20 protein-coding genes and 2 tRNA genes are annotated in these 23875 nt (G+C 41.8%); 15 read left to right on the forward strand and 7 right to left on the reverse strand.

Annotation, left to right across the window (positions count from 1 at the left end):
* The first annotated feature begins 65 nt into the window (after positions 1-65).
* From EES38_RS13825 to nfsA, 5 genes are all read left to right on the forward strand, one after another.
* A tRNA-Asp gene (locus EES38_RS13825) sits at positions 66-142 on the forward strand.
* A gap of 23 nt (positions 143-165) precedes the next feature.
* Positions 166-242: transfer RNA gene (locus EES38_RS13830), tRNA-Trp, on the forward strand.
* Between the two features lie 260 nt (positions 243-502).
* Positions 503-1402 (forward strand): dienelactone hydrolase family protein, encoded by a 900-nt coding sequence (locus EES38_RS13835; protein ID WP_124937804.1) that lies wholly within the window; start codon positions 503-505, stop codon positions 1400-1402.
* A gap of 86 nt (positions 1403-1488) precedes the next feature.
* A complete protein-coding gene (locus EES38_RS13840; protein ID WP_124937805.1) occupies positions 1489-1821 on the forward strand; it encodes a DUF1904 domain-containing protein in 333 nt (110 codons plus the stop codon).
* A gap of 14 nt (positions 1822-1835) precedes the next feature.
* Entirely contained in the window at positions 1836-2558 is a 723-nt protein-coding gene (nfsA, locus tag EES38_RS13845) for an oxygen-insensitive NADPH nitroreductase (RefSeq protein WP_124937806.1), read from the forward strand.
* Positions 2559-2591: 33 nt separating this feature from the next.
* Here nfsA and EES38_RS13850 read toward each other — a convergent pair whose 3' ends face one another.
* The 3 genes from EES38_RS13850 to rdgC all read right to left on the reverse strand — a co-directional run bounded on the left by EES38_RS13850 (position 2592) and on the right by rdgC (position 5311).
* The gene (locus EES38_RS13850; RefSeq protein WP_124937807.1) at positions 2592-2846 is read right to left on the reverse strand and encodes a YfhL family 4Fe-4S dicluster ferredoxin; all 255 of its coding nucleotides are present in this window, start codon (positions 2844-2846) and stop codon (positions 2592-2594) included.
* A gap of 1 nt (position 2847) precedes the next feature.
* On the reverse strand, positions 2848-4248 hold the full coding sequence (trhP, locus tag EES38_RS13855) for a prephenate-dependent tRNA uridine(34) hydroxylase TrhP (RefSeq protein ID WP_124937808.1): 1401 nt from the start codon (positions 4246-4248) through the stop codon (positions 2848-2850).
* A gap of 151 nt (positions 4249-4399) precedes the next feature.
* On the reverse strand, positions 4400-5311 hold the full coding sequence (gene rdgC / locus EES38_RS13860; RefSeq protein ID WP_124937809.1) for a recombination-associated protein RdgC: 912 nt from the start codon (positions 5309-5311) through the stop codon (positions 4400-4402).
* A 195-nt stretch (positions 5312-5506) separates the two neighbouring features.
* Here rdgC and phoB point away from each other — a divergent pair, with 195 nt between their 5' ends.
* From phoB to EES38_RS13875, 3 genes are read left to right on the forward strand one after another with little or no spacing between them, the layout of a single operon-like run.
* A complete protein-coding gene (gene phoB, locus EES38_RS13865; protein ID WP_124937810.1) occupies positions 5507-6196 on the forward strand; it encodes a phosphate regulon transcriptional regulator PhoB in 690 nt (229 codons plus the stop codon).
* 20 nt (positions 6197-6216) lie between these two features.
* On the forward strand, positions 6217-7515 hold the full coding sequence (gene phoR / locus EES38_RS13870; protein WP_124937811.1) for a phosphate regulon sensor histidine kinase PhoR: 1299 nt from the start codon (positions 6217-6219) through the stop codon (positions 7513-7515).
* A complete protein-coding gene (locus tag EES38_RS13875; RefSeq protein ID WP_124937812.1) occupies positions 7512-8474 on the forward strand; it encodes a PstS family phosphate ABC transporter substrate-binding protein in 963 nt (320 codons plus the stop codon). The genes phoR and EES38_RS13875 overlap by 4 nt, the downstream gene beginning before the upstream one ends.
* Here EES38_RS13875 and ppx read toward each other — a convergent pair.
* Complete coding sequence (gene ppx / locus EES38_RS13880) at positions 8461-10005, reverse strand: exopolyphosphatase (RefSeq protein ID WP_124937813.1); 1545 nt, start codon at positions 10003-10005, stop codon at positions 8461-8463. The genes EES38_RS13875 and ppx overlap by 14 nt on opposite strands.
* Positions 10002-12092: a polyphosphate kinase 1 gene (gene ppk1 / locus EES38_RS13885; protein WP_124937814.1), complete on the reverse strand. Its 2091-nt coding sequence runs from the start codon at positions 12090-12092 to the stop codon at positions 10002-10004. The genes ppx and ppk1 overlap by 4 nt, the downstream gene beginning before the upstream one ends.
* A 234-nt stretch (positions 12093-12326) precedes the next feature.
* Between ppk1 and EES38_RS13890 the strand changes: the two genes are divergently transcribed.
* Genes EES38_RS13890 through phoU form a run of 4 tightly spaced genes read left to right on the forward strand, consistent with a single transcriptional unit; the run spans position 12327 to position 17751 of the window.
* A complete protein-coding gene (locus tag EES38_RS13890) occupies positions 12327-14528 on the forward strand; it encodes an ABC transporter permease subunit (protein ID WP_124937815.1) in 2202 nt (733 codons plus the stop codon).
* On the forward strand, positions 14518-16197 hold the full coding sequence (gene pstA, locus EES38_RS13895; protein ID WP_439333258.1) for a phosphate ABC transporter permease PstA: 1680 nt from the start codon (positions 14518-14520) through the stop codon (positions 16195-16197). Before EES38_RS13890 ends, pstA begins: the two co-directional genes overlap by 11 nt.
* 4 nt (positions 16198-16201) lie before the next feature.
* A complete protein-coding gene (pstB, locus tag EES38_RS13900) occupies positions 16202-17017 on the forward strand; it encodes a phosphate ABC transporter ATP-binding protein PstB (RefSeq protein WP_124937816.1) in 816 nt (271 codons plus the stop codon).
* 35 nt (positions 17018-17052) lie between these two features.
* Positions 17053-17751: a phosphate signaling complex protein PhoU gene (gene phoU, locus EES38_RS13905; protein WP_124937817.1), complete on the forward strand. Its 699-nt coding sequence runs from the start codon at positions 17053-17055 to the stop codon at positions 17749-17751.
* A gap of 127 nt (positions 17752-17878) precedes the next feature.
* On the opposite strand, the gene EES38_RS13910 is transcribed toward phoU, so the two are convergent.
* Positions 17879-18493, reverse strand: coding sequence for a peroxiredoxin (locus EES38_RS13910; protein ID WP_124937818.1), 615 nt, complete (start codon positions 18491-18493; stop codon positions 17879-17881).
* Positions 18494-18699: 206 nt separating this feature from the next.
* Here EES38_RS13910 and EES38_RS13915 point away from each other — a divergent pair, with 206 nt between their 5' ends.
* The 3 genes from EES38_RS13915 to aceA all read left to right on the forward strand — a co-directional run bounded on the left by EES38_RS13915 (position 18700) and on the right by aceA (position 23152).
* Positions 18700-19605, forward strand: a complete 906-nt coding sequence (locus tag EES38_RS13915) for a hydrogen peroxide-inducible genes activator (RefSeq protein WP_124937819.1) — start codon at positions 18700-18702, stop codon at positions 19603-19605.
* 523 nt (positions 19606-20128) lie between these two features.
* The gene (aceB, locus tag EES38_RS13920) at positions 20129-21772 is read left to right on the forward strand and encodes a malate synthase A (RefSeq protein ID WP_166434276.1); all 1644 of its coding nucleotides are present in this window, start codon (positions 20129-20131) and stop codon (positions 21770-21772) included.
* A 69-nt stretch (positions 21773-21841) separates the two neighbouring features.
* Positions 21842-23152 carry an isocitrate lyase gene (gene aceA, locus EES38_RS13925; RefSeq protein WP_124937820.1) on the forward strand — a complete coding sequence of 437 codons (1311 nt, stop codon included), beginning with the start codon at positions 21842-21844 and terminating at the stop codon, positions 23150-23152.
* 48 nt (positions 23153-23200) lie between these two features.
* On the opposite strand, the gene EES38_RS13930 is transcribed toward aceA, so the two are convergent.
* A complete protein-coding gene (locus tag EES38_RS13930) occupies positions 23201-23659 on the reverse strand; it encodes a CBS domain-containing protein (RefSeq protein ID WP_124937821.1) in 459 nt (152 codons plus the stop codon).
* Positions 23660-23875 lie beyond the last annotated feature (216 nt).

Genomic DNA, 23875 nt, shown 5'->3' on the forward strand with positions numbered 1-23875 from the left:
GGGGTCTCCCCATGTGAGAGTAGGACATCGCCAGGCTTTATATTTAGCACCAAGCTAACCAATGCGGAGCGGTAGTTCAGTTGGTTAGAATACCGGCCTGTCACGCCGGGGGTCGCGGGTTCGAGTCCCGTCCGCTCCGCCACTTATTCTGTACAAACCGATTTTAGGGGTGTAGCTCCAATTGGCAGAGCAGCGGATTCCAAATCCGCGTGTTGGGAGTTCGAATCTCTCCACCCCTGCCATTATCATAAAGCCTCAGCGTAAGCTGAGGCTTTGTTGTATTTGGCTTTTAGAAAAGCCAGTGTTGGGAGCTGGAGCGCGAGCCCGGTCGAATCTCTCCACCTTTCCTTTATTATCGAGTCTCAGCAAAATTAGCGTCCAGAGTCTGAATAGTTCAACATTAACTTAGTAGCGATTTGTAACACTCAATATCTACCAAACATGTCACACTTTCCTATAGTTAAATAACGTCTTTTAGCCGAAGAAAACTTAAGGAAGAACGATGCCAAATGGAAAGAACGATGCCCAAGTGAGGGACATACCTCAGGAAGCTTTTGATTGGTATGATGAATATGCGCATGGGGTTATTGATAGGCGAGAGTTCATGAGGCGACTGTCTGGTTTGGCCGCTTTAGGATTTGCCATGACATCACTGACTGCTGCATTATTGCCAGACTATGCTCAAGCAGAACAAGTGTCTTTCAACGACCCAGAGATTAAAGCTCAGTTTGTAACGTTCCCATCGCCAAAAGGCTACGGTGAAGGGCGTGGATATCTTGTTGTGCCTAAAGATCCTGGCCCATATCCTGTCGTTTTGGTCGTTCATGAGAATAGGGGATTAAATCCATATATCCAAGATGTTGCGAGAAGGCTTGCTAAACTCGGGTTTATGGCGTTTGCACCCGATGCGTTATATCCGGTTGGAGGATATCCAGGTAATGATGACGATGGGCGAGCAATGCAAAGTAATCTCGATAAATCCAAAGTTGAAGAGGATTTTATCGCAGCAGCACATTTTTTGAAGGCTCATGAACAAAGCTCGGGTAAGTTAGGCGCGGTTGGTTTTTGCTTTGGTGGCTACATAGTCAATATGTTGGCTGCAACAATACCGAATGATTTGAGTGCTGCGGTCCCATTTTATGGTACGCCTCCTGTTGACTCGCTAAGGGTAAAAGTGACTGGTCCACTAATGATTCATTTTGCTGAATTGGACAAAAGAGTAAACGGTACTTGGCCTGACTATGAAAATCAATTAAAAGCGAATAAGGCTGACTACCAGGATTTTGTTTATACAGCCGTAAATCATGGTTTTCATAATGATTCAACTGCTCGGTATGACCAAGAGGCGGCTGAACTGGCGTGGAGTCGAACTGTAAAGTTCTTTAAGCAACACCTTACGTAGGTATTAATTGGTTATTAAACCGGCTACATAATATCGCATGGCTTTCTCTTAACTGGTATGATACCAAAAAAGAGGAAGTCCTATTTATGCCACATTTTCGCTTTCGCGCTGTCGAGCCCCAAACGGTTCAACCTTTATCGAAAACTCTAATTGATGATTTAGAGAGTCTGATGAAATCACCTCGTCCTGATTTTACGTTCGAATACATTTACGCAACGTTTTATCATGAAGGTGAAGTTACTCCCGCATACCCTTTTGTTGAAGTACTTTGGTTCGATCGAGGACAAGAAGTTCAGGATAAAGTTGCACAAATTGTTACTCAGCGAGTTAAAGAGTTAGTCGGCAATGATGTTGATGTTGCGGTTATCTTTACGGCTCTGAATCCTAATCAATATTACGATAATGCCAAACACTATTAAACTAAGGATAGATGATGACACCTGTAATTGACACAATAAAAAGTCACCGTTCAATTCGTGCTTTTAAAAATGAACCAATTAATGCAGAGTTGTTGGATCAAATCGTACAGTCTGGTATTGCAGCATCATCTTCTAGTTTGCTTCAGGTCGTATCTATTATTCGTGTAACGGATAAAGATAAGCGTGAGAAACTGGCAGAATATGCGGGAAATCAACCATATGTAGCATCTGCTTCTGAGTTTCTTGTCTTTTGTATTGATTACCATCGTCATTTTGAACTGAATCCGAGTGTGCAGAGTGACTATATGGAGTTGACTCTAATAGGGGCAGCGGACGCTGGAATAATGGCACAAAACTGTCTTCTGGCTGCAGAATCACTTGGCCTAGGTGGTGTGTATATCGGTGGCCTTAGAAACCAAATTGACAATGTCGATAAACTATTAGGTTTACCTAGTCATTGCGCTGTTCTTTTTGGTATGTGTCTCGGATATCCAGATCAAGATCCACAGCTTAAACCAAGGCTACCTCAAAGTATTATCATGCATGAAAATACCTACCAGCCATTAGATAAGAAGATTGTTGAGCGGTATGATAAAGATATGCGTGATTACTATCGTTCGCGAACGTCTAACGCAAAAATATCCGGTTGGTCAGACGAAGCGACAGCAAAGCTTTCTAAAGAATCCAGACCGCATATATTGGGGTATCTAAATTCTAAAGAACTCGCCCGAAAATAGAAAAAAGCCCAATCAGTGATTGGGCTTTTTGATTTAAGTGAGGCCTTGAATTATAACGAACTTTTCCAGTAGTTCTTCTTCCGTTTCTATGTGTTCTGGGTCGGTAATAATACAATTATTAATGGGACACACTGATTCACATGTCGGTGTATCATAATGCCCTTTACACTCAGTACATAAATCAGGGTCTATTTCGTAAATATTCTCACCAAATGAGATAGCATTATTCGGGCACTCCGGTTCACACATATCGCAATTAGTACATTTACTGGTAATTAGCAAAGCCATTTTATTTGCCCGTTGCGTTACGAGTATCTTGTCCTGATTGAAGGTTACGCATTAGTAGAGCGTATGATAAATCTAAGTCTTGAGGCACAGGGATGAAGACAAAGTGACCATTACCTTTAGCATCATCAACAGCCTGTGACTTGCGGTTTTCCATTACTTCCAGATTGAAAATAATGTTTCCCTTTGGTGTCATCAATTCTAGGCTGTCACCAATACAGAATTTATTCTTAACTTCAACTTCAGCTAGGTCACCACGGCGTTTACCGGTAAATTCACCAACAAACTGTTGAGAATCAGAAATTGAATAACCATAATCATAGTTTTGATAAGTATCATGAGTATGGCGACGTAAAAAACCTTCGGTATAACCACGGTGAGCTAAGCTTTCGAGAGTACCCATTAAAGTTTCGTCAAATGGCTTGCCAGCAACAGCATCATCTATAGCTTTACGGTATACCTGCGCGGTTCTTGCACAGTAATAAAATGACTTTGTACGGCCTTCAATCTTAAGTGAGTGAATTCCCATTTTCGTCAGGCGCTCAACATGCTGTACAGCTCGCAGATCTTTCGAGTTCATGATATACGTGCCGTGCTCATCTTCATAAGCCGCCATTTTTTCTTCCGGACGATGACTTTCTGATAGTAAAACCACATCATCGATCGGTTTACCTAGCCCTATTGTGTTCTCGGGACGCTCTTCCAATACGTCGATTGGTGTGGCTTTACTAGGATCAAATTGCTCGACGATTTGACCAGCAGCGTCTTCGGTTCCTTTTTCTACTTTATATTCCCAACGGCATGCATTGGTACAGGTTCCCTGATTTGGATCGCGTTTATTGATGTACCCAGAAAGAAGACAACGACCAGAATAAGCCATACAAAGAGCACCGTGTACAAACACTTCAATCTCGATATTAGGGCATTGTTCGCGTATTTCTTCTATTTCTTCCAGAGAAAGCTCACGGGAGACAATGACTCGACTGATTCCCTGTGATTCCCAAAACTTCACTGATGCCCAGTTTACAGCATTTGCTTGTACTGATAGGTGGATGACCATGTCTGGAAATGCTTCTCTAACCATCATGATCAGGCCAGGATCGGACATGATAAGTGCATCCGGCTCCATATCGATAACGGGTTTTAAGTCACGTATAAAGGTTTTTAGCTTGGAGTTATGAGGCTGAATGTTGCATACAACATAAAAACGTTTGCCCTGAGCGTGAGCCTCATCGATCCCAATTTTTAAGTTTTCGTGATTGAATTCGTTATTACGAACACGGAGGCTGTATCGTGGCTGCCCTGCATAGACAGCATCTGCACCATAAGCAAAAGCGTAGCGCATGTTTTTTAGGCTTCCGGCTGGCGATAATAGCTCCGGAACAAAAGTAGTTTCTGATGTCATTGCTCTTTCCAAATCTGATTTCAAGTCAGGTCAATACCACCTAATGGTATTGAGAGGGCGCAAATTTTACGCCAAATATATCCCTATGACTAGTACTGTTTATCAACAAAAAAGGGAGCCACTTGGCTCCCTAAGTCTTATTCTTTATCAACTAATCTTGATTTGGCAGCCCACCTAGGACGTCATATAAATTAGGAAGGAATGCTCCTAATTCGCCGCAAAGAAGAGAAAAGTCCGCATCAAAACGAGCTGCATGTTCTTCGCGTGGAATATCATCATTTTGATCCTTTAGATCATCGCTATATGTAAGGCGTTTTAGTGATGAGTCCTCAGCGAGTACAAAAGAAATTCGGTCTTGCCAGCTTAAAGCCAACTTAGTCACCACTTTATTTGACTCAATGTGTTTTAGGATTTCGTCACTGGTTAAATCTTGATTTTTACAACGTATCGTTGCGCCATCGTCAAGCAGCGACTTGAGTTCTGCCTCTGCCATGATTTCAAAACCAGCAGGGATATTCCCAGACTGAATCCATCCAGTGAGAGTTGTTTCTATTGCCACTTCAGGAATTGCAGGTACAACCGGAAGGCTTCCCATTGATTTACGCAAAAGTGCGATGACATCTTCAGCCTTCTTGTAACTGCTTGCATCAACTACAATCAGGTTTTTTTCTGGCATAACCAAAACGTAAGTTAGCTGACTCTTACTAAAGGCACGAGGTAGTAAATCAATAATAATATCTTCTTTTATCGTGTCTTTTTCTTTTTTCTTAAGAGGTCGGCCTTCCTGTTCTTCAAGAGTTTCGACTTTATCGGTAAGAGAATCTTTTATGACAGATGCAGGTAGCATTTTTTCTTCTTTTTTGGCACACAACAAAATATTGCCGTCTGCAGTATGAGTCATCATGTCTCCAGATTTACCCATCGCGTGTACCCAGCCAAACTTTTGCTTATCCTGACTACCACATGGCGTAAATTTGAACTCAGAAAGCTGCTTTTCTAATTGATCTGCATCGAATTTTACGTCTTTGTTTACTCGGTAAACGATTGCGTTCTTAAACCACATAATTATCTCTAATACTCCTGACTTGGCTTGATATCTTAAGCCAATAATACGAAAAAGTCTTATCGCATTTTTTAAATATAACAATGAATTTGCTGCTAAAATTATATGAAAATTTGTTTTCAAGGGTCACAAAAGTGTCATAATTATGCTTAATAATGCACAGCGTTGACTGATAAATTAAAGGTAAATAGCTTTATGTCTAGAAGGATTCTGGTAGTTGAGGATGAAGCACCTATTAGAGAAATGCTCTGCTTTGTTCTCGAGCAGAAGGGTTATCAAGCCGTAGAAGCTGAGGACTATGATACAGCTGTAAATCGTCTGGCTGAACCTTATCCAGATCTTGTCTTGTTAGATTGGATGCTTCCTGGAGGAAGTGGTATCAATTTTATCAAGCATATGAAGCGAGAAGAACTGACAAGAAATATCCCTGTAGTCATGCTAACGGCTCGCGGAGAAGAGGAGGATAAAGTTCGTGGTCTTGAAGTCGGTGCTGATGACTATATTACGAAACCTTTTTCCCCTAAGGAGCTTGTAGCTCGCCTAAAAGCGGTCATTCGTCGAGTCACTCCGACCGCAGTAGAAGATGTTATTGATGTTCAGGGCTTAAAATTGGATCCAGTCTCTCATCGAGTAACAGCTAACGATCAGGCGCTAGATATGGGGCCTACCGAATTTAAACTGCTTCATTTCTTTATGACTCACCAAGAGCGTGTCTACAGTAGGGAGCTGCTTCTAAATAACGTTTGGGGTACAAACGTGTATGTGGAAGACCGTACTGTTGACGTACACATTCGTCGGCTGCGTAAAGCATTAGAAGATGCTGGCCATGATAAGCTCATACAAACTGTACGCGGAGCTGGTTATCGCTTCTCAACCAAGTCATAAGGTCATACTAAAGGATTGTAATGGTTGAACGTCTTACATGGAAAAGGCTAGCCTGGGAGCTGGCTTTTTTTTACTTGCCCTGGGTTATTATTGGGTGGATATTTGGCTACATGCCGTGGTTACTTTTGGCAGCGACGGCTATTCAGCTTATCTGGCATTTGAACAATCAAATCCGCCTATCTGCCTGGTTGTGGGATGATAAGCGGTTAACCCCTCCCTCAGGCTCCGGAAATTGGGAGTCTCTCTTTAATGGTATTTACCGCCTTCACCAAAGACATAGAAGGAAGAGAAAAGAACTTACTAACTTAATCCGCCGTTATAGAAATGGTGCTGAGTCGCTTCCTGATGCCGTCGTGGTTTTTAGAGACGAAGGTTATATTGTTTGGTGTAATAAACTGGCCCAACATTTACTCGGGTTTCGTTGGCCCGATGATGAAGGTCAGCCTATATCAAACTTACTTCGCACACCGGATTTTATCAAATACCTTAACAAACGCGATTTTGAGGCTCCGTTAGATATACGTTCGCCATTGAATCCAGAGCGAATGCTAGAGTTGAGGATTGTGCCTTATACCGAAGGTGAACATTTGCTTGTTGTTCGAGATGTGACTCAGCTAAAACAGTTAGAAGGTATGCGTAGAAACTTCTTCGCCAATGTTTCTCATGAATTAAGAACACCCATGACTGTGCTGCAGGGCTACCTTGAAATGACAGAGGACCCAGATATGTTAGTTGGTCCTATGTGGAGTAAAGCTCATGGAGTGATGACTGAACAACTGAATCGTATGAATAGTTTGGTTAATCAGTTACTGACGTTGTCAAAAATTGAAGCTGCACCAATGCATGAGTTGGAAGATGAGGTTGATGTTCCATCGATGCTTGAAGTGTTGGAAAAAGAAGCGATTAGCTTAAGTGGCGAACAAGCTCATCGGCTCTTTTTTGACGTCGATAAAGATCTGAAGGTTTTGGGAGACGAAGATCAGTTACGCAGCGCTATTTCTAATCTGGTCTACAATGCGGTTAAATACACACCGTCAGGTTCAGAGATTCATGTTCGTTGGTTTAAAACCTATCAAGGTGCGTGTCTCGAAGTTCAGGACACGGGAGATGGAATAGAAGCGCAGCATATTCATCGATTGACTGAGCGCTTTTATCGGGTTGATAAAGCCAGATCAAGAGATACTGGTGGTAGTGGGTTAGGGTTGGCGATAGTCAAGCATGCTTTATCTCATCATGACTCTCACCTGAGCATTGAAAGTGAAGTTGGTGTTGGTAGCAAGTTTTCCTTTATTTTACCATTAAGGCTCGTTGTAAGATGAAATGCCTAAAGCTGCTTACTTTACTGGTGAGTTCCATGTGTGTTGCTCATCCTGCCTTATCTGAAGAACTCCATGATTACGATAAAACAGTTGGTGTATCGGGGAGTCTGCTTACGGTTGGGTCGGATACGCTCGCAGGTATCACGACACTATGGGTGGAAGCCTTTAAATCCATATATCCTAATGTGAATGCCCAAGTTCAAGCTTCTGGTTCCTCTACTGCTCCGCCTGCACTGACTGAAGGTACTGCGCAATTCGGACCAATGAGCCGTCCAATGCGGAATCGTGAAGTTGAGTCTTTTAAAAATGCTTATGGCTACAAGCCAACTCAGTTAAGAGTTGCTGTTGATGCGATCGGTATTTTTGTACAACGAGATAATCCTATTAAGGGATTAAATTATCAACAACTTGATGCCATTTTTTCATCAACAATGCTCTGTGGTGCTACAAAGAGGATTACTACCTGGCAGCAGTTGGGAATACCATATCAATGGGCTAAGCGTTCAATCCAATTGTTTAGTCGCAACTCTGTCTCAGGTACTTACGGATACTTCAAAAACAACGTTCTATGTGGTGGAGATTTTGCTAAAAACGTCAACGAGCAGCCCGGGTCAGCCTCAGTAGTTCAATCTGTAGCATCCTCAATCAACACCATAGGGTATTCTGGTATGGGGTATATGGTTTCAGGCGTAAGACATGTCCCTATTGCCAAAGAAGGCAACAACTATGTTGAACCCTCTGTTGAAAATATTCTCAACGGCAGTTATCCCTTGTCTCGGTACTTGTACTTATATGTGAATAAGAAGCCAACCGCTCCATTGACTCCTTTAGAACGTGAATTTATAAAGTTTATTTACTCTCGTCAGGGACAACAACTGGTGGCGAAAGAGGGGTACGTGCCCATTTCTCCAGTTGTTGCTCAACAGGAACTGCAAAAGGTAGGAATTACTCTTCCGTAGTATTTGGTTTTGGCTGATGGGCTATATTTAATGTCCAGCCAGCGCTTTCCCAGTACCCTTTTTCATTATTAAGGTCTGCTTCCAACAGTTTGTTATCAATTAGCCAGTCTTTATCCTCGCATAGAATTGACCATTCATCATCTTTGCTGATGTCAATTGAAACTGATGGGAGAGGTGAGTCGTTCCTCTGACCGTTGAGCACAACAGCAAGTCTAAGTATTCGAATCAACTGTATAATATGTTTCTTTTTATAAATCGTGAATTCATTCATCTCTCCTAACTTGAGTGCTTTGCGATGAAAGCGTGCTAGCGTCGAAATGACCAGTTGCTGCTCACTATTAAAGCCAGGCATGTTGGTATATCTAAGAATGTACGCTGAATGTTTATGGTAGCCCTGCAGACTCATACTTAGGCCAACTTCATGTAGGAGAGCGGCCCATTTGAGTAGTGAGAATAGCTCATCAGTCGTTCTTTTTGGTAAGTTAAGTTGTGATGCTGACTGAACGAAAAATTCACTGGCAAGCGCTTTGACGTTATGAGCATGGGCTAAATCAACGTAGTGCTTATTGGCAAGGTTTTCGGTAGTACGAATTCGAATATCGTCGTATTTAAACGTGTCTTCGACTTCATAGAGTAGTCCTTCTCTTAGCGCCCCATCAGAAAAATGCATTTCTTTGATTTTTAACGATTTAAAGACAGCATGCATGATGGCCAACCCAGCGACGAAGACTGGTTTTCTGTCATCAGAGAGATTTTTCACATCGAGTTCATTGAGATTGTTTGCTTTTAGGCAAGCTTGTATCAAGCTATCTAAACGGTCTTGAGTGATGATTCCATCATCGTGGCCTAAGCCAACAATCGCTTCACGAATGGCTTTTGCCGTTCCTGATGAGCCAAACGCTTTTTCCCACCCGCGTTTTTTATATTGTGCGGATAAGTTTTCTAATTTTTGTTCGGCAGCTAGACTAGCTTTATAAAAGTTCTTTTCCGTTAGCTTACCCTTGTTGAAAAATCGCTCTGTATAGCTTACACAGCCCATCTGCAAGCTGTTGACCAACTGCGGTTCAAATCCTTGGCCAATAATTATCTCTGTGCTACCTCCACCGATATCGACAACTAACATCGACTCTGCTTGTGGTTGGGTATGAGCTACGCCTAGATAGATTAAACGAGCCTCTTCAACTCCGGGAATAACCTCGATGGGATAGGGAATAACTTGATGAGCTCGGGATAAGAATTGATTGCGATTGATAGCTTGGCGTAAAGTATGCGTTGCCGCGATGCGCACATCTTCTTCTTTGAAATCCTGAATTCTTTCAGCAAACATAGCCAAGCAATCCAGGCCGCGTTGAATAGCCTCATCACTCAGTATTCTGTCATCATCTAAACCAGAGGCCAGGTGCACTCTCTGTTTATGTTTACTGATAAGCTGTAGATCATTGTTGACTATTTTTGCTACAACCATATGGAAGCTGTTTGAGCCCAGATCGATTGCAGCGATGTGGCGAGAATTTTCCGTTTCATTGCTCATAAGGCACTTGTCTGCTCTTTTTGCTTGCGCGTCCTTCTTTCTAGAGAGCGGATGTAGTCATAAATAGCGACCTGAGAGCGGATCTTTTTCTTATTTCCCCGGCTCACGTAGGCATTACTCATCTCTTTATCGATCCAGCGCGCTTTTACTGTGTCAGTAAAATGGATATTTAATATATCTATAATACGCTGTTTTAAACGTTCGTCACGTATTGGTGTCGCGACTTCAATTCGATAATCGATATTTCTTGTCATCCAATCTGCAGAAGAAATATAAACGTCAGGGTTACCATTGTTATAACCAATAAAGACGCGTGGGTGCTCCAAAAAACGGTCGACGATACTGATGATTTGAATGTTCTCACTTATCCCTTCAATACCGGGAACGAGAGAACACATACCACGAATAATCATCTTAATTTGTACACCCGCAGTACTTGCTTCGTAAAGTTTACTGATTAATCCCTTATCAACCAGATTATTTACTTTAATGGTTAAACCAGCTTTTTTTCCATTAAAGGCATTCTCTATTTCTCGTTCTATTAGCTTGTATAATCGTGAACGAGAGTTCTGTGGTGATACGATTAAGTGTTTGAAGTCATGGGTTCTGTATGGGTTTTGGATATAACCAAATACGTTACGTACCTCATTGGTAATAACAGGATCGGCCGTTAGTAGAGAAAAATCAGTATAGATCTTCGCTGTTTTTTCATGGAAGTTCCCTGTCCCAATATGCGCATAGCGTTTTATCTCGTCGTCTTCTCTTCTAGAGATCAGAAGAAGTTTGGCGTGTATTTTTAATCCAGGCGCACCAAAAATAACCTGAACACCAGCCTCAGTTAGTATTCTGGACCATTCGATATTTGCTTCTTCATCAAATCTGGCTTGTAACTCGACGACGACGGTTACTTTTTTCCCATTGTGCACAGCATGAATTAATGAGTGCATGAGACGGGAGTCTTTCGCAACACGATAAATATTGATACGAATACTGATAACCTTTGGGTCGAAAGATGCTTGTCGCACAAACTCTGTTATATGGTCAAACGTGTGATAAGGATAGTAAAGCAATATATCCTGAGCTTTGATTGCATCAAATTTGTTAGCAAAGCCTTCAAAGTCAGCACATTTCATCGGTGGTAACGGTTTATTTTCCAGATAATCACGCCCAACGTTGGGAAAAGAGATAAAGTCTTTAAAGTTGTGATATCTATTTCCCGGAACCATACTGTCGTAACTCGAAATCTCGAGCTTATTGCAGAGAAACTCAAGCATTTCACCGGGCATGTTCTTTTCATATACAAATCGTACCGGCATTGCGGTCAAACGTTGGCTGAGCCCTTCGGACATTTGCTCCAATAGACTGTACTCGACTTCGTTACTCAGATCGTATTCCGCATCTCGAGTCATTTTCATCGCATATCCGTTGAGTTCGTCATAGTCAAAGAAACCCTGGAATATATCGTGTAAACAGTAACGTATAATATTATCGAGCAGGATAATGGTTTTGCGCCGCTTGCCTTTTTGTTCTGGGACCATAATAAAGCGTGGTAACTGATCCGTTGGTATCTCGATTAAGGCATACTGTGATTTGTCATCTTTTCGCAAGTCTACGGCGATATACACATATTCGTCTTTTAGGTTATGCAGAATGTCGGCCGATTCATTCATTAGCCAAGGTGTGATATGAGGTAAGACTTTGTCTGAAAAGTAGTGTTTAACCCATTTTTGTTGGTATTCATCCAGTTGGTTTTCATTGACCAAAAAAATGCGCCGACGAGCCATCTCTTTGATCAGTTCACCGTATAGATTTTCGAAATCTTCGTTAAGACGCAGTGCTTTTGACTGCATTTTTATCAGTAAATGTTTATAGCTGTTATTGCCACCTTGCTCTCTATCAATCAGAATACGACGCTTAACGTCAGCAAAGCGAACCTTATAAAATTCGTCTAAATTATTGGAAAAGATACCTAAAAATCGAACACGCTCTATCAGTGGGACGGTTTTATCTGCGGCTTCTTGAAGAACACGTTCGTTGAATGAGAGCCAGCTTAGCTCTTTCTCTATATATAACTTTTCCGAGCTCATTGGGTATTCCCTGAATACATAAGATAATTTCATAAGCGGTGCGAGTAATGTGCAGGAAAGTTTTTTAGACAATATTACTCAATAAGAATAGACGTTATGTGCAAAGTGTTACACTTTTATTGCAAGTAAATATTTACTGGCATTTTTTTGATTTCAGTGAGTTAAGCTTAATTTGTAATAAAAGTGTCAAGTTAACGAAATAAACTGGGAGAGCTTTCTGTCGTATGGATTATCATGCCTCAAATTAGATTCACACTTAAATCATCCGATCGTATCCGGCTGCTCAAAGATCGTTTTGCGCGATATGCAGTGACTGCTGGAGGGGTTAGTGTGCTTGGTGCTCTAATCTTGATTTTTGTGTATCTGCTTTGGGTGGTGATCCCTTTATTTTCTGAGGCCTCGCTCAAAGTCGAAAACTGGCGTTTATCACTGCCTTCGGAACATCCTGTTTTTCTTACCTTAGATGAATACGGACAGCATTCTTTTCTCATTGATGAATCTGGTAAAACGGCTTTTGTGGTTCTGAAACATGAGACGAATAAATCTGAATTGATTCTTAAGTCTCTTCCATTTGAACCTGAGCAATGGTTTAAGCCTGTTGTGGGTAATTGGGCATTGGCTCTAACCAAACAGCGAGAAGCAGTACTGATTGCACCCGATTATCATTATGTTCAAAATGGCGATCAAAAAATATTTTCCCCGAAAATTCAAAAGGTAAAGTTACCTCGTCAGCTCAGTTATTTGATTGCAGATGCAAAGAAAGTCAGCTTTAGCGTTCAAAATGATCGTCTTGCCTTAGCTTTGTACTCGAAAGATAACCACATTTACTGGATATCTCAGCCAATAAATAGATTGTCTGATGGTTTACTTAGAGTCATGGCTCTGCCTAATACAATTCAGGACGCAGAGCAATTACTTTTAACTCCTAATGGTGATCGACTGTTCATCAGAGAGTCTGACAATGAGCTAATTGTTGCTGCACATAAAGATCATAAAGCTTTCATCCAGAGTGTTGTAAAACTCAATAGGAATGAAGATCAAACCATTCAAAATATGACTTTGCTGCCGGGAGCGAGTTCTCTTCTCACCGTGGATAATCATGGTGAAGTTTCCCAGTGGTTTGAAATTCTCAATAATGGTCAGCATGAATTAACCTATATTCGGCGGTTTGAATTAGGCAAAGATCTCGATTTAATTCTTCCTAATATGTACTCAAAAGGTTTTTTTGCGTTTTTCAATAGCGGTACTGTCCAAAGTTACTTTACGACAAGTGAAAAACTGGTGTTGTTCGAAAGAGCTTATCGGTTTGGACCGCAATTAGCCGCTATTTCAAAGAATGAGCGACGTTTAGTGACGGTCGGTAAAGGTTTTATGCAAGTTGCAGATGTTGACCTTGGCTATCCAGAAATATCATTTTCTGCCTTGTGGAACAAAGTTTGGTACGAAAATTATTCACAGCCAGATTATGTATGGCAATCCACATCAGCAAACGATACGTTTGAACCTAAGTTCAGTTTGGTGCCGATTGCTTTTGGTACGATTAAGGCTGCTGCATTTGCCATGCTATTTTCTGTTCCGATTGCCGTTCTGGCGGCTATTTACACGGCTTATTTCATGACGCCCAAAATGAGACGTGTTGTTAAGCCGACGATAGAACTCATGGAAGCTTTGCCTACCGTTATTATCGGTTTTCTCGCGGGTCTTTGGTTCGCCCCTATTGTTGAACGACACCTTGTGTCGACAGTCTTGATGGTGATTGGACTACCGCTTTCAACCATTGTAGCAGGTGCATTATGGCGACTGCTTCCAAAATCGTACAACCGGTGGTCAAGAAGAGGGTGGCACTCTCTTTTGTTGCTGCCATTTTTAGCATTCGTTATGGCTATCTTATTACCTTTAAGTTTCGATATCGAACAGTGGCTTTTTGGTGGCGACATTCGCGTATTTCTTGCCGATTATGGATTCAATTTTGATCAGAGAAACGCACTTGTCGTTGGGTTGGCAATGGGTTTTGCGGTTATTCCAACCATATTCACGATTGCAGAAGATGCTGTTTTCTCCGTGCCTAAGCACCTTTCGGATGGTTCGATGGCTCTTGGGGCGACGCAGTGGCAGACGTTGTCACATTTAATTATTCATACGGCAAGCCCAGGAATATTCTCTGCCATTATGATGGGACTGGGGCGCGCAGTTGGTGAAACCATGATTGTCCTAATGGCAACGGGTAACACGCCAATTATGGACTGGAATATTTTGGAGGGAATGAGGACTCTGGCTGCCACAATAGCCGTCGAGTTACCTGAATCTGAAGTAGGTAGTTCGCATTACCGTATTCTCTTTTTGGCTGCTCTGATTTTATTCATATTTACATTTGCAGTGAACTCTCTTGCTGAGTGGATTCGATTGCGCTTAAGGGAGAAATATCGTGCTCTTTAAAGCCATTCATTTGCCTTTTTCCTTATTACGCTGGTTTCGCTCAGGAGCACCATGGATTTGGTTAACAGGGGGAGCTGTAAGTTTTTGTCTTTTGTCCGTGATGGGTTTGCTACTTTTGATTGGTTGGAAAGGGTTAACTTACTTTTGGCCGGCGCCGCTATATGAGTGGCATACTACGGACGGAAAGATAATAGCTGGTCAGCTTTATGATACTCAGTCTATTCCGATATCCCATATACAATATCTTCCAGCGGCAAAGCAGTTGATGGATAGTGGAGTACAGTCGGTTGACCGCTTGCATATAAAAACCGCAAACCGGGATATTTCAAACACCGATTTTACGGCCTTATTTGATTATGAAATAAAAAATGTAGAAATGCCGTCAGGTTGGGTTGTCTTGGATAGGATTCGTGATGGGCAATTTTTCGGTAAGCCTCTTAGTTATCATACGAAAGAAGGGTTGCACTCGAAAGATATTGCGCTGTATCTCGAAGCTGGCATCGCTCAGGCTCAGAGTATTCGTGAGCAAATTAAAACCATCATCGATGTGAATATTCAAAAAATTAGCTCTTCTTTAGAAAGAATACGATTGGAGCGACGCAAGAGGGAACTTAACAAGAATCTGACGCCAGAGTATGAGTCATCTTATATCCAGAAAAAAGCCACTCTTGATAAGAAGCTGCAAGAGACTGAGCTGTCGTTGGATATGTTACGAGCATCATTGAAAGAGCAGTGGCTGGTGGTGAATGATATTAAAGGAAGGCAAGTCAGCGTTCCTGTCAGTCAAATTCTTGATGCCTGGTATCCCAATAACATGTCTGTGTGGCAGAAGATTACACATTGGGGACATCAGGTTTGGGTATTCTTAAGTGATGACCCAAGAGAATCTAATTCTGAAGGCGGTGTTTTCCCGGCCATATTCGGTACCATTCTTTTAGTGCTGCTGATGTCTATCATCGTTATGCCTCTGGGGGTAGTTGCCGCTATCTACTTGCATGAATATGCGAAAGATAACTTTTTTACTCGAATGATTCGGGTTGCTGTGATTAATCTGGCTGGAGTACCGTCTATTGTTTATGGTGTATTTGGCTTAGGTTTTTTTGTCTATACGATTGGTTCTGGAATCGATCATATGTTTTATGCGGAAAAGCTGCCTGTACCTACGTTTGGTACACCAGGTCTCCTATGGTCAGCTTTAACTCTCGCAGTACTCACATTACCTGTTGTCATTGTTGCGACTGAAGAAGGGTTAACTCGAATACCGACGTCAGTGAGACATGGCTCCATGGCTTTAGGCGCGACACAGTTTGAAACTATCATGCGTGTTGTCTTACCTATGGCGTCTCCTGCGATTATAACCGGGCTTATTTTGGCAATTGCGAGAGCTGCTGGTGAAGTGGCGCCTCTTATGCTAGTCGGCGTCGTGAAATTTACATCAAGTCTCCCAGTGGATGGTGAGTTTCCATACCTCCACCTTGAAAGAAAGTTTATGCATTTAGGGTTTCATATCTATGATGTCGGATTTCAGACCAGTAACATTGAGGCGGCGAGACCACTGGTTTATGCTACCGCATTTCTTTTAGTGACTGTAATTGTTACTCTAAACTTAACCGCCATAAGTATTCGAAATAACTTACGCGAAAAATATCGGACGTTGGGACAGGACTAACCGTATGCCATTAAGCTCCCCATTAGGGTTTGACAATATACTTGATGTAAACAATCTGACTGATCAACAAACCGCTATCGATATTGAGCATCTGAATTTGTTTTATAATTCGGCACATGCATTAAAAGACATTTCAATGCGAATTCCAAAAGGACAGGTGACGGCCTTCATTGGTCCTTCAGGATGCGGAAAATCAACGCTTTTACGCTGTATCAACCGAATGAATGATCTAGTTGAAGGGTGTCGTGTCGAAGGTCAGGTTAAGTTACATGGCAAGGATGTTTATTCGTATGATGTCGATGTACCGACGTTAAGGCGCCGGGTGGGGATGGTTTTTCAAAGACCCAATCCATTTCCTAAATCGATATATGAAAACGTCGTTTATGGACTGCGATTACAAGGCATTAAAAATACCCGGGTTTTGGACGATACAGTAGAAAGGTCGCTTCGCTCTGCTGCATTATGGGACGAAGTAAAAGACCGGCTTCATGAAAATGCGTTTGGTTTATCTGGTGGTCAACAACAAAGGTTGGTCATTGCTAGAGCGATTGCGATAGAGCCTGAAATTATGTTGCTAGACGAACCTACATCGGCGCTTGATCCTATTTCGACATTGACGATTGAAGAACTTATTAATGATCTTAAAACGAAATATACCGTAGTCATCGTTACGCACAATATGCAGCAGGCTGCTAGGGTTAGTGATCATACGGCTTTTATTCATATGGGGAAACTGATCGAATATTCTAATACAGATGCGATCTTTACTTCTCCTGAGAAAAAGCAAACAGAAGATTATATTACCGGAAGATACGGATAACGATCGACCGGAATGCGTGGTTAAGGATAAATCAGATGCAATTTGGACGTCATATATCCGGACAGTTTAACGTCGAACTCGAATCAATACGAACTCACGTTCTAGCAATGGGGGGATTAGTTGAGCAACAGCTATCTCTGGCCATGCAATCGATGAACAAGCAAGACGTCGTGTTAGCAAAAGAGGTCATTCGCGACGATCATAAAGTGAATACGATGGAAGTGTCGATTGATGAAGCATGTACTCGCATTATCGCTAAGAGGCAGCCAACGGCAAAAGATTTACGTTTGATCATAGCCATCATTAAAACCATTACCGATTTAGAACGTATTGGTGATGTGGCAACAAAAATGGCTCATGTTGTGGTTGAAACTCCATCCAGCAAAGACCGTAAATTTCAGGTTTCGCTCGAGCCTTTGTGTCGTCAGGCTATAGCAATGTTACATGATGTGCTTGATGCATTCGCGAGAATGGATGTAGAGGCTGCAGCTCGTCTACACAAGGAAGACGACAAGCTGGATAGTGAATATGAGGCTGTTATTCGTCAGTTAATGACTTATATGATGGAAGACACAACAAATATTCCGCATATTCTGCAGGTTATGTGGTCTGCTCGGGCAATCGAGCGTGTCGGTGACCGATGTCAGAATATTTGTGAGTACATTATTTATTTCGTCAAAGGAAAAGATGTGCGCCACTTGGGTGAACAGTCTATTGATGAACTACTGAAATAATGTGCTTTGCTGTAAATAGAAAAAAGCCGAGGGTTACCTCGGCTTTTTATTTCGACTTTACTTAATTGGCTGGTTATCTTTATTTTTCCAACCCGAGAATCTGGTTGAGCACAGATTCTAAGTATTATTATTTTTTATCTAAGTCAGCAGTGTGCTCAGAAAGGTAAGCTGCAACGCCGTCTGGAGATGCTTTCATACCTGATTTGCCTTTTTCCCATTGAGCTGGACATACTTCACCGTGCTCTTGGTGGAATGCTAGAGCGTCAACCATACGTAGCATTTCGTCGATGTTACGTCCTAGAGGACCATCGTTGATTACTTGGTGACGTACTACGCCTTCTTCGTCGATTAGGAAAGAACCACGAAGTGCAATTCCTGGGCCATTTGGATCAACCACGTCGTAAGCTGCAACAACTTCGTGAGTAGTGTCTGCAACTAGAGGGTATTTAACTTCGCCGATACCGCCTTTGTCTACAGAAGTGTTACGCCATGCGTTGTGTGAGAACACAGAGTCGATTGAAACACCGATTACTTCACAACCTTTTTCTTGGAAATCTGCAAGGCGTTTGTCGAATGCGATGATTTCTGATGGGCAAACGAAAGTGAAGTCTAGTGGGTAGAAGAATAGAACAGCTTTTTTACCTTTGATAAAATCTTTTAGGTTGAAGTTATCTACGATTTCACCGTTACCTAGCACAGCTCCAGCAGTAAAATCAGGGGCTTGACGACCTACTAGTACCATTATTTTGCTCCTAATGATTATATTTACTTCCAAACTTACGCATTCCATATGCGATTTTTGTTTGGTCCGTGTTTGTACGAGACAAACTATAGAACACATTGTAGTATAGAAAAAAGTGAAATAAATAGATTAAGTTAATCGAAAAAAACGATTAACCTGTAAATGCTACATTAAGTGCAAAATATGGATAGGTTATTAAGAAATCTATGAATAAGTGGCCGAGTTTAAAACAAATCCATTATCTGGTTACCCTGTACGAAACCCGTCATTTTAGTGAAGCGGCAGAGCGTTGCTATGTTAGCCAGTCAACGTTAAGTAAGGGAGTACAAAACCTTGAAGAGATGATCGGCTGCCCTCTCTATGAGAAGAAAGACAAAAAGAGCCCTCTTGTTTTTACTCATGCTGGAGAGCAAGTCGTAAAACAGGGTAGAGAATTATTAGCTAAAGGGCAAGACCTTGTGGAACTGGGGAAATTTTGTCAGGGCGATTTAATGGAAGGGCAAGTTAAGTTGGGTTGTATTCCGACGATTGCTCCTTTTCTTCTCGGAGACCTCGTTCAGGAAGTGAATATTCGCTATCCAAATCTTCACTTATTGTTGCGTGAGGATACGACTGCAAATCTGTTATCTGCTCTGAAGAATGGTGAACTGGATGTGCTCATTCTAGCCTTACCTATCGATATAGGTACGATGGAAAGTCGTATTGTAGGGCAGGACCCATTTAGAATGGTGATTAGTCGCAATGAGGTTAATCACATACGAGTACCAATTACGTATGATGATTTGCCTGATGAGTCTGTCTTCCTGTTAGAAAACGAGCATTGCTTAACTGAACATGCGGTATCTGCTTGCAAACTCACAGCGAAGGAAAAGATTAATCCCTTCATGGCGACCAGTTTGCATACCCTGGTTCAGATGGTCGCGAATGGCCTTGGTACGACATTTATTCCGCAAATGGCGATTGATCATGGACTATTGGATAATCAGAATTTAGTTGTCGTCGATCCTCCAGGTCAAAATGCCTACCGCTCAATTGGCCTAGTTTGGCGGCCTAGTTCATCAAGACGTGAAGTCTTTTCACATTTATCAGATTTAGTTTCTGAGTTGCTTTAGAAAATAGTCTAACGTGGTGGCATGTTCGAAATAGTAGGCGCCAAAGGCATCTGAATATGCCTTTGGCGCCTACTATTTCTTATTGATAGATATGTATAAAACATGAACTTTTCATAAAAAGAAAAATATTCACAATGTGAATTTTACAAGTTTAGTGAGAAGAACTTTTTGCCTGATATTCCAACCAAGTTCCTGATCTTATGTACCTTTAATTTTTTACTCAGCTAGTTGTGAAATTATCCTTGTAAAATTCATTATTTAAAAATTACGAAATTAAATTACAACCATTGAAATGCGTTATTTTTCTAACCTTACCTATTTTACTAATCTATAGTCTTATCAATTTTCATTTATCCTAAAATTTTTAAGCGAAATCTACTGTTTCATATAGACTTATGTCTAATACTTTTTCTCTCAAAACCATCCTTTAATCCATCCATACGCTAACGACAAAGACCAAAAATGAAATGCATTCCAGCATCGTTTGTTGTTTTAAAGTTACAAATGGAAGAAGAGGTTTAGAATGATGGAAAATGTAACGGCAGAGTGCTCTGCTCAGCCTCAGTATCATAATCATGAGACGTTAAGCCGCTTGCGAATCATGGCACCAATGAGCGATTTACATAGGCAAGTTATCAGTGAAGAAGCAACGGCATTTTTAGCCGAACTGTGCTCTCGATTTGCTCCAAAAGTCAGTGGGCTGCTGGTTGAGCGACAAAAATTTCAGCATAAAGTCGATCAGGGGACATTACCGGATTTTCTGGAAGAAACGAAAGATATCCGGGAAGGGAGCTGGAAGATACTAGGTATCCCTAAAGACTTACAGGATCGTCGTGTTGAGATCACCGGTCCAACAGAAAGAAAAATGGTCATCAATGCGCTCAACGCCAATGTGAAGGTATTTATGGCGGACTTTGAAGATTCATTGTCTCCGAGCTGGACTGCTCTATTAGACGGTCAGGTTAACCTCCGTGATGCCGTAAACCGAACTATCAGTTATCAAAATCCTCAGATAGGCAAACATTACAACTTGTGCGATGACCCGGCAGTACTTATTTGCCGAGTTCGCGGGCTGCATCTTTATGAGAAGCATGTGACGTTTGATGGACAGGAAATTCCCGGCGCTTTATTTGATTTTGCGTTCTACTTTTTCAATAACTATCGCGAATTATTGTCACGCGGAAGCGGACCGTACTTCTACCTACCTAAATTGCAGTCATTTCATGAAGCTCTGTGGTGGAGTGATGTATTTCATTTTACAGAAGAATATTTCGGACTGGATACCGGGACAATTAAAGCGACGGTATTAATCGAAACCCTTCCAGCTGTGTTTCAAATGGATGAAATTCTTTTCTCACTGAAAGAGCATATTGTCGGCCTAAATTGTGGTCGATGGGACTACATCTTTAGTTATATCAAAACCTTGAAGGAACATGAAGATAGAGTTCTGCCTGATCGCCAAGCTGTCACCATGGACAAGCCCTTTTTAAATGCGTATTCCCGACTTTTAGTGAGGACTTGTCATCGTCGTGGTGCGTTTGCTATGGGGGGAATGGCTGCGTTTATTCCGAGTAAAGATCCAGAGCAAAACAAGCTGGTACTCGAGAAAATCCATCAAGATAAGTCCTTGGAAGCCAAAAATGGACACGATGGAACTTGGGTTGCTCATCCAGGATTGGCAGACACTGCTATGCAGGTATTTAGTCAGGTGTTGGGCGAGCGTAAAAATCAGCTAGATGTGAAGCGTTTGAGTGACGCCCCTGTTTTGGCTGAGGACTTGCTTGAAGCCTGTCCTGGCGAAAAAACAGAACATGGTATGAGACACAACATTCGTGTTGCGTTGCAATACATTGAATCTTGGATTTCTGGTAACGGCTGCGTCCCTATTTACGGATTAATGGAGGATGCCGCAACAGCTGAGATTTCAAGAACCTCGATTTGGCAATGGATAAAGCATGGCCAGCATCTTAGCAATGGCATGTTAATTACTAACGAGCTTTTTGAACAATTTCTAGCAGAAGAAGTAATGGTAGTTAAGCAGGAAGTCGGAGATGAACGTTTTGCCAATGGACGTTTTGAACAAGCGGCGAAATTAATGCAAGAGCTAACGACCAGTAAGAAATTAAACGATTTCTTAACCGTACCGGGTTATGAATACCTTGAATAATAATTTTAATCCAAAACGTGATAACTGACTTCACTGAGTGCAAACTCAGTCAACATGAGGGACAGAAAAATGACAATGAACCGTCAAGAGCAAATTCAGGCATTAGAGAATGATTGGGCAACTAATCCTCGTTGGAAAAATGTCAGGAGAACCTACACTGCGGAAGAAGTTGTTTCGCTTAGAGGTTCTGTTATGCCAGAACATACATTAGCGCAAAGAGGTGCTGATAAACTGTGGAGCCTAGTGAATGGAACAGCCAAGAAAGGTTATGTCAATTGTCTTGGTGCACTCACTGGTGGACAGGCTGTTCAACAGGCTAAGGCTGGATTAGAAGCCATCTACCTATCTGGTTGGCAGGTTGCTGCAGACAACAATACGGCTTGTTCTATGTATCCTGATCAGTCATTGTATCCTGTCGATTCTGTTCCTGAAGTCGTCGAAAGAATTAATAATTCGTTTCGCAGAGCGGACCAAATTCAGTGGGCAAGTGGGATCGATTTAAATGATCCCAAAGCCATCGACTACTTCCTACCAATTGTCGCAGACGCTGAAGCCGGTTTTGGTGGTGTTTTAAATGCTTATGAACTGATGAAACGGATGATTGAAGTAGGAGCTGCGGGGGTGCATTTTGAAGACCAACTTGCGTCAGTGAAAAAGTGTGGCCACATGGGCGGAAAAGTTTTAGTCCCTACTCAGGAAGCGGTACAAAAATTGATTGCAGCTCGCCTTGCCGCCGATGTTGCTGGGACGACAACACTAGTTGTTGCTCGAACTGATGCGAATGCTGCTGATTTAATGACTTCTGATGCGGACCCGTACGATCATGATTTTATTGTTGGTGAACGTACTGCTGAGGGATTTTACAAAGTGAGGGCTGGAATTGATCAGGCGATTGCTCGTGGTCTTGCTTATGCACCTTATGCTGATTTAGTCTGGTGCGAAACAGCCAAGCCAGATTTGGATGAAGCTCGTAAGTTTGCTGAGGCTATTTTGGCAGAGCATCCTGAACAATTACTGGCATATAACTGCTCCCCTTCCTTCAATTGGGAGAAAAATCTCGACGCGCATACTATTGCGAAGTTCCAACAAGAACTGTCTGATATGGGTTATAAGTATCAGTTTATTACCTTAGCGGGTATACACAACATGTGGTACAACATGTTCGACCTAGCTCACTCCTATGCACAGGGAGAGGGTATGCGCCATTATGTTGAGAAAGTTCAACGACCTGAGTTTGAAGCTGCGGAACGTGGTTATACATTTGTTGCTCACCAGCAAGAAGTGGGAACTGGATACTTTGACCGTATGACTAACATTATTCAGGGTGGTAAATCTTCGGTTACCGCGTTAAAAGGTTCGACTGAGGAAGATCAGTTTTAGTTCATCACTGTCTTTAGTGCGGGTAATTAGCCCGCACTATTCATGAGTTTAAAAATCATTATCCCCATCGTCAGTTATTTCGTCTGGTTCAACCTCTTCCTGAATTTCAAGCAGGTTAATGGCAATGGTTACAAAGTCACTGTCAGTGATAATACCCACAAGGCGTGTATGATCCACAACGGGCAAGCAACCAACACTGTGTTTTTGCATATAGAGTGCACTTTCTTTTAAGCCAGCTTTTGGGGAAACCGTCATTACGTCTTTATGCATGATGGTCATCAATGGATTAGACATAGTGTCATCCTGAGATATCGGCTGGCTCAGACTGGATTCCTGAGCGCTGAGGATATCTCTTTGGGAGACGACACCTAACAATTGATCGGCTTCATCAATGATTGGCAGATGATGTATATCATGTTTACGCATGAGTAAACTGGCTTTACGAATAGTATCCGTAGCCGATAGTGTATGGGGATGACGTGTCATCATGTCTTCGACTTTAATCATAATCGTCTCCTTCATCATATTTAACGAAGAATCTAAGTCGTAAAACTGAAGATTCGAATGCAATTAGTGTTTACGAATCATTATTATGTTTTCAATTTCAATGTAGTTTGGAATTGCCTAAAAAGGTGCGAAGTCATCAGCTTTTTTAATGAAAAATCCGAATTTATTATTAAAAGGTATTGCTCTGGGGATGGCGAGTAGCCGAACAGATCATAA

The sequence above is a fragment of the Vibrio viridaestus genome, from assembly GCF_003856525.1.
Taxonomy (GTDB): domain Bacteria; phylum Pseudomonadota; class Gammaproteobacteria; order Enterobacterales; family Vibrionaceae; genus Vibrio; species Vibrio viridaestus.

What these genes read in the sequence shown, in the direction of transcription:
- ppk1 (WP_124937814.1), bottom strand. Translation starts at nt 12,092, where the DNA reads ATGAGCTCGGAAAAGTTATATATAGAGAAAGAGCTAAGCTGGCTCTCA.
- ppx (WP_124937813.1), bottom strand. Translation starts at nt 10,005, where the DNA reads ATGAGCAATGAAACGGAAAATTCTCGCCACATCGCTGCAATCGATCTG.
- EES38_RS13915 (WP_124937819.1), top strand. Translation starts at nt 18,700, where the DNA reads ATGAATAAGTGGCCGAGTTTAAAACAAATCCATTATCTGGTTACCCTG.
- EES38_RS13840 (WP_124937805.1), top strand. Translation starts at nt 1,489, where the DNA reads ATGCCACATTTTCGCTTTCGCGCTGTCGAGCCCCAAACGGTTCAACCT.
- phoR (WP_124937811.1), top strand. Translation starts at nt 6,217, where the DNA reads ATGGTTGAACGTCTTACATGGAAAAGGCTAGCCTGGGAGCTGGCTTTT.
- EES38_RS13930 (WP_124937821.1), bottom strand. Translation starts at nt 23,659, where the DNA reads ATGATTAAAGTCGAAGACATGATGACACGTCATCCCCATACACTATCG.
- EES38_RS13850 (WP_124937807.1), bottom strand. Translation starts at nt 2,846, where the DNA reads ATGGCTTTGCTAATTACCAGTAAATGTACTAATTGCGATATGTGTGAA.
- phoU (WP_124937817.1), top strand. Translation starts at nt 17,053, where the DNA reads ATGCAATTTGGACGTCATATATCCGGACAGTTTAACGTCGAACTCGAA.
- trhP (WP_124937808.1), bottom strand. Translation starts at nt 4,248, where the DNA reads ATGACATCAGAAACTACTTTTGTTCCGGAGCTATTATCGCCAGCCGGA.
- aceA (WP_124937820.1), top strand. Translation starts at nt 21,842, where the DNA reads ATGACAATGAACCGTCAAGAGCAAATTCAGGCATTAGAGAATGATTGG.
- EES38_RS13835 (WP_124937804.1), top strand. Translation starts at nt 503, where the DNA reads ATGCCAAATGGAAAGAACGATGCCCAAGTGAGGGACATACCTCAGGAA.
- EES38_RS13910 (WP_124937818.1), bottom strand. Translation starts at nt 18,493, where the DNA reads ATGGTACTAGTAGGTCGTCAAGCCCCTGATTTTACTGCTGGAGCTGTG.
- nfsA (WP_124937806.1), top strand. Translation starts at nt 1,836, where the DNA reads ATGACACCTGTAATTGACACAATAAAAAGTCACCGTTCAATTCGTGCT.
- EES38_RS13890 (WP_124937815.1), top strand. Translation starts at nt 12,327, where the DNA reads ATGCCTCAAATTAGATTCACACTTAAATCATCCGATCGTATCCGGCTG.
- EES38_RS13875 (WP_124937812.1), top strand. Translation starts at nt 7,512, where the DNA reads ATGAAATGCCTAAAGCTGCTTACTTTACTGGTGAGTTCCATGTGTGTT.
- phoB (WP_124937810.1), top strand. Translation starts at nt 5,507, where the DNA reads ATGTCTAGAAGGATTCTGGTAGTTGAGGATGAAGCACCTATTAGAGAA.
- rdgC (WP_124937809.1), bottom strand. Translation starts at nt 5,311, where the DNA reads ATGTGGTTTAAGAACGCAATCGTTTACCGAGTAAACAAAGACGTAAAA.
- pstB (WP_124937816.1), top strand. Translation starts at nt 16,202, where the DNA reads ATGCCATTAAGCTCCCCATTAGGGTTTGACAATATACTTGATGTAAAC.
- aceB (WP_166434276.1), top strand. Translation starts at nt 20,129, where the DNA reads ATGATGGAAAATGTAACGGCAGAGTGCTCTGCTCAGCCTCAGTATCAT.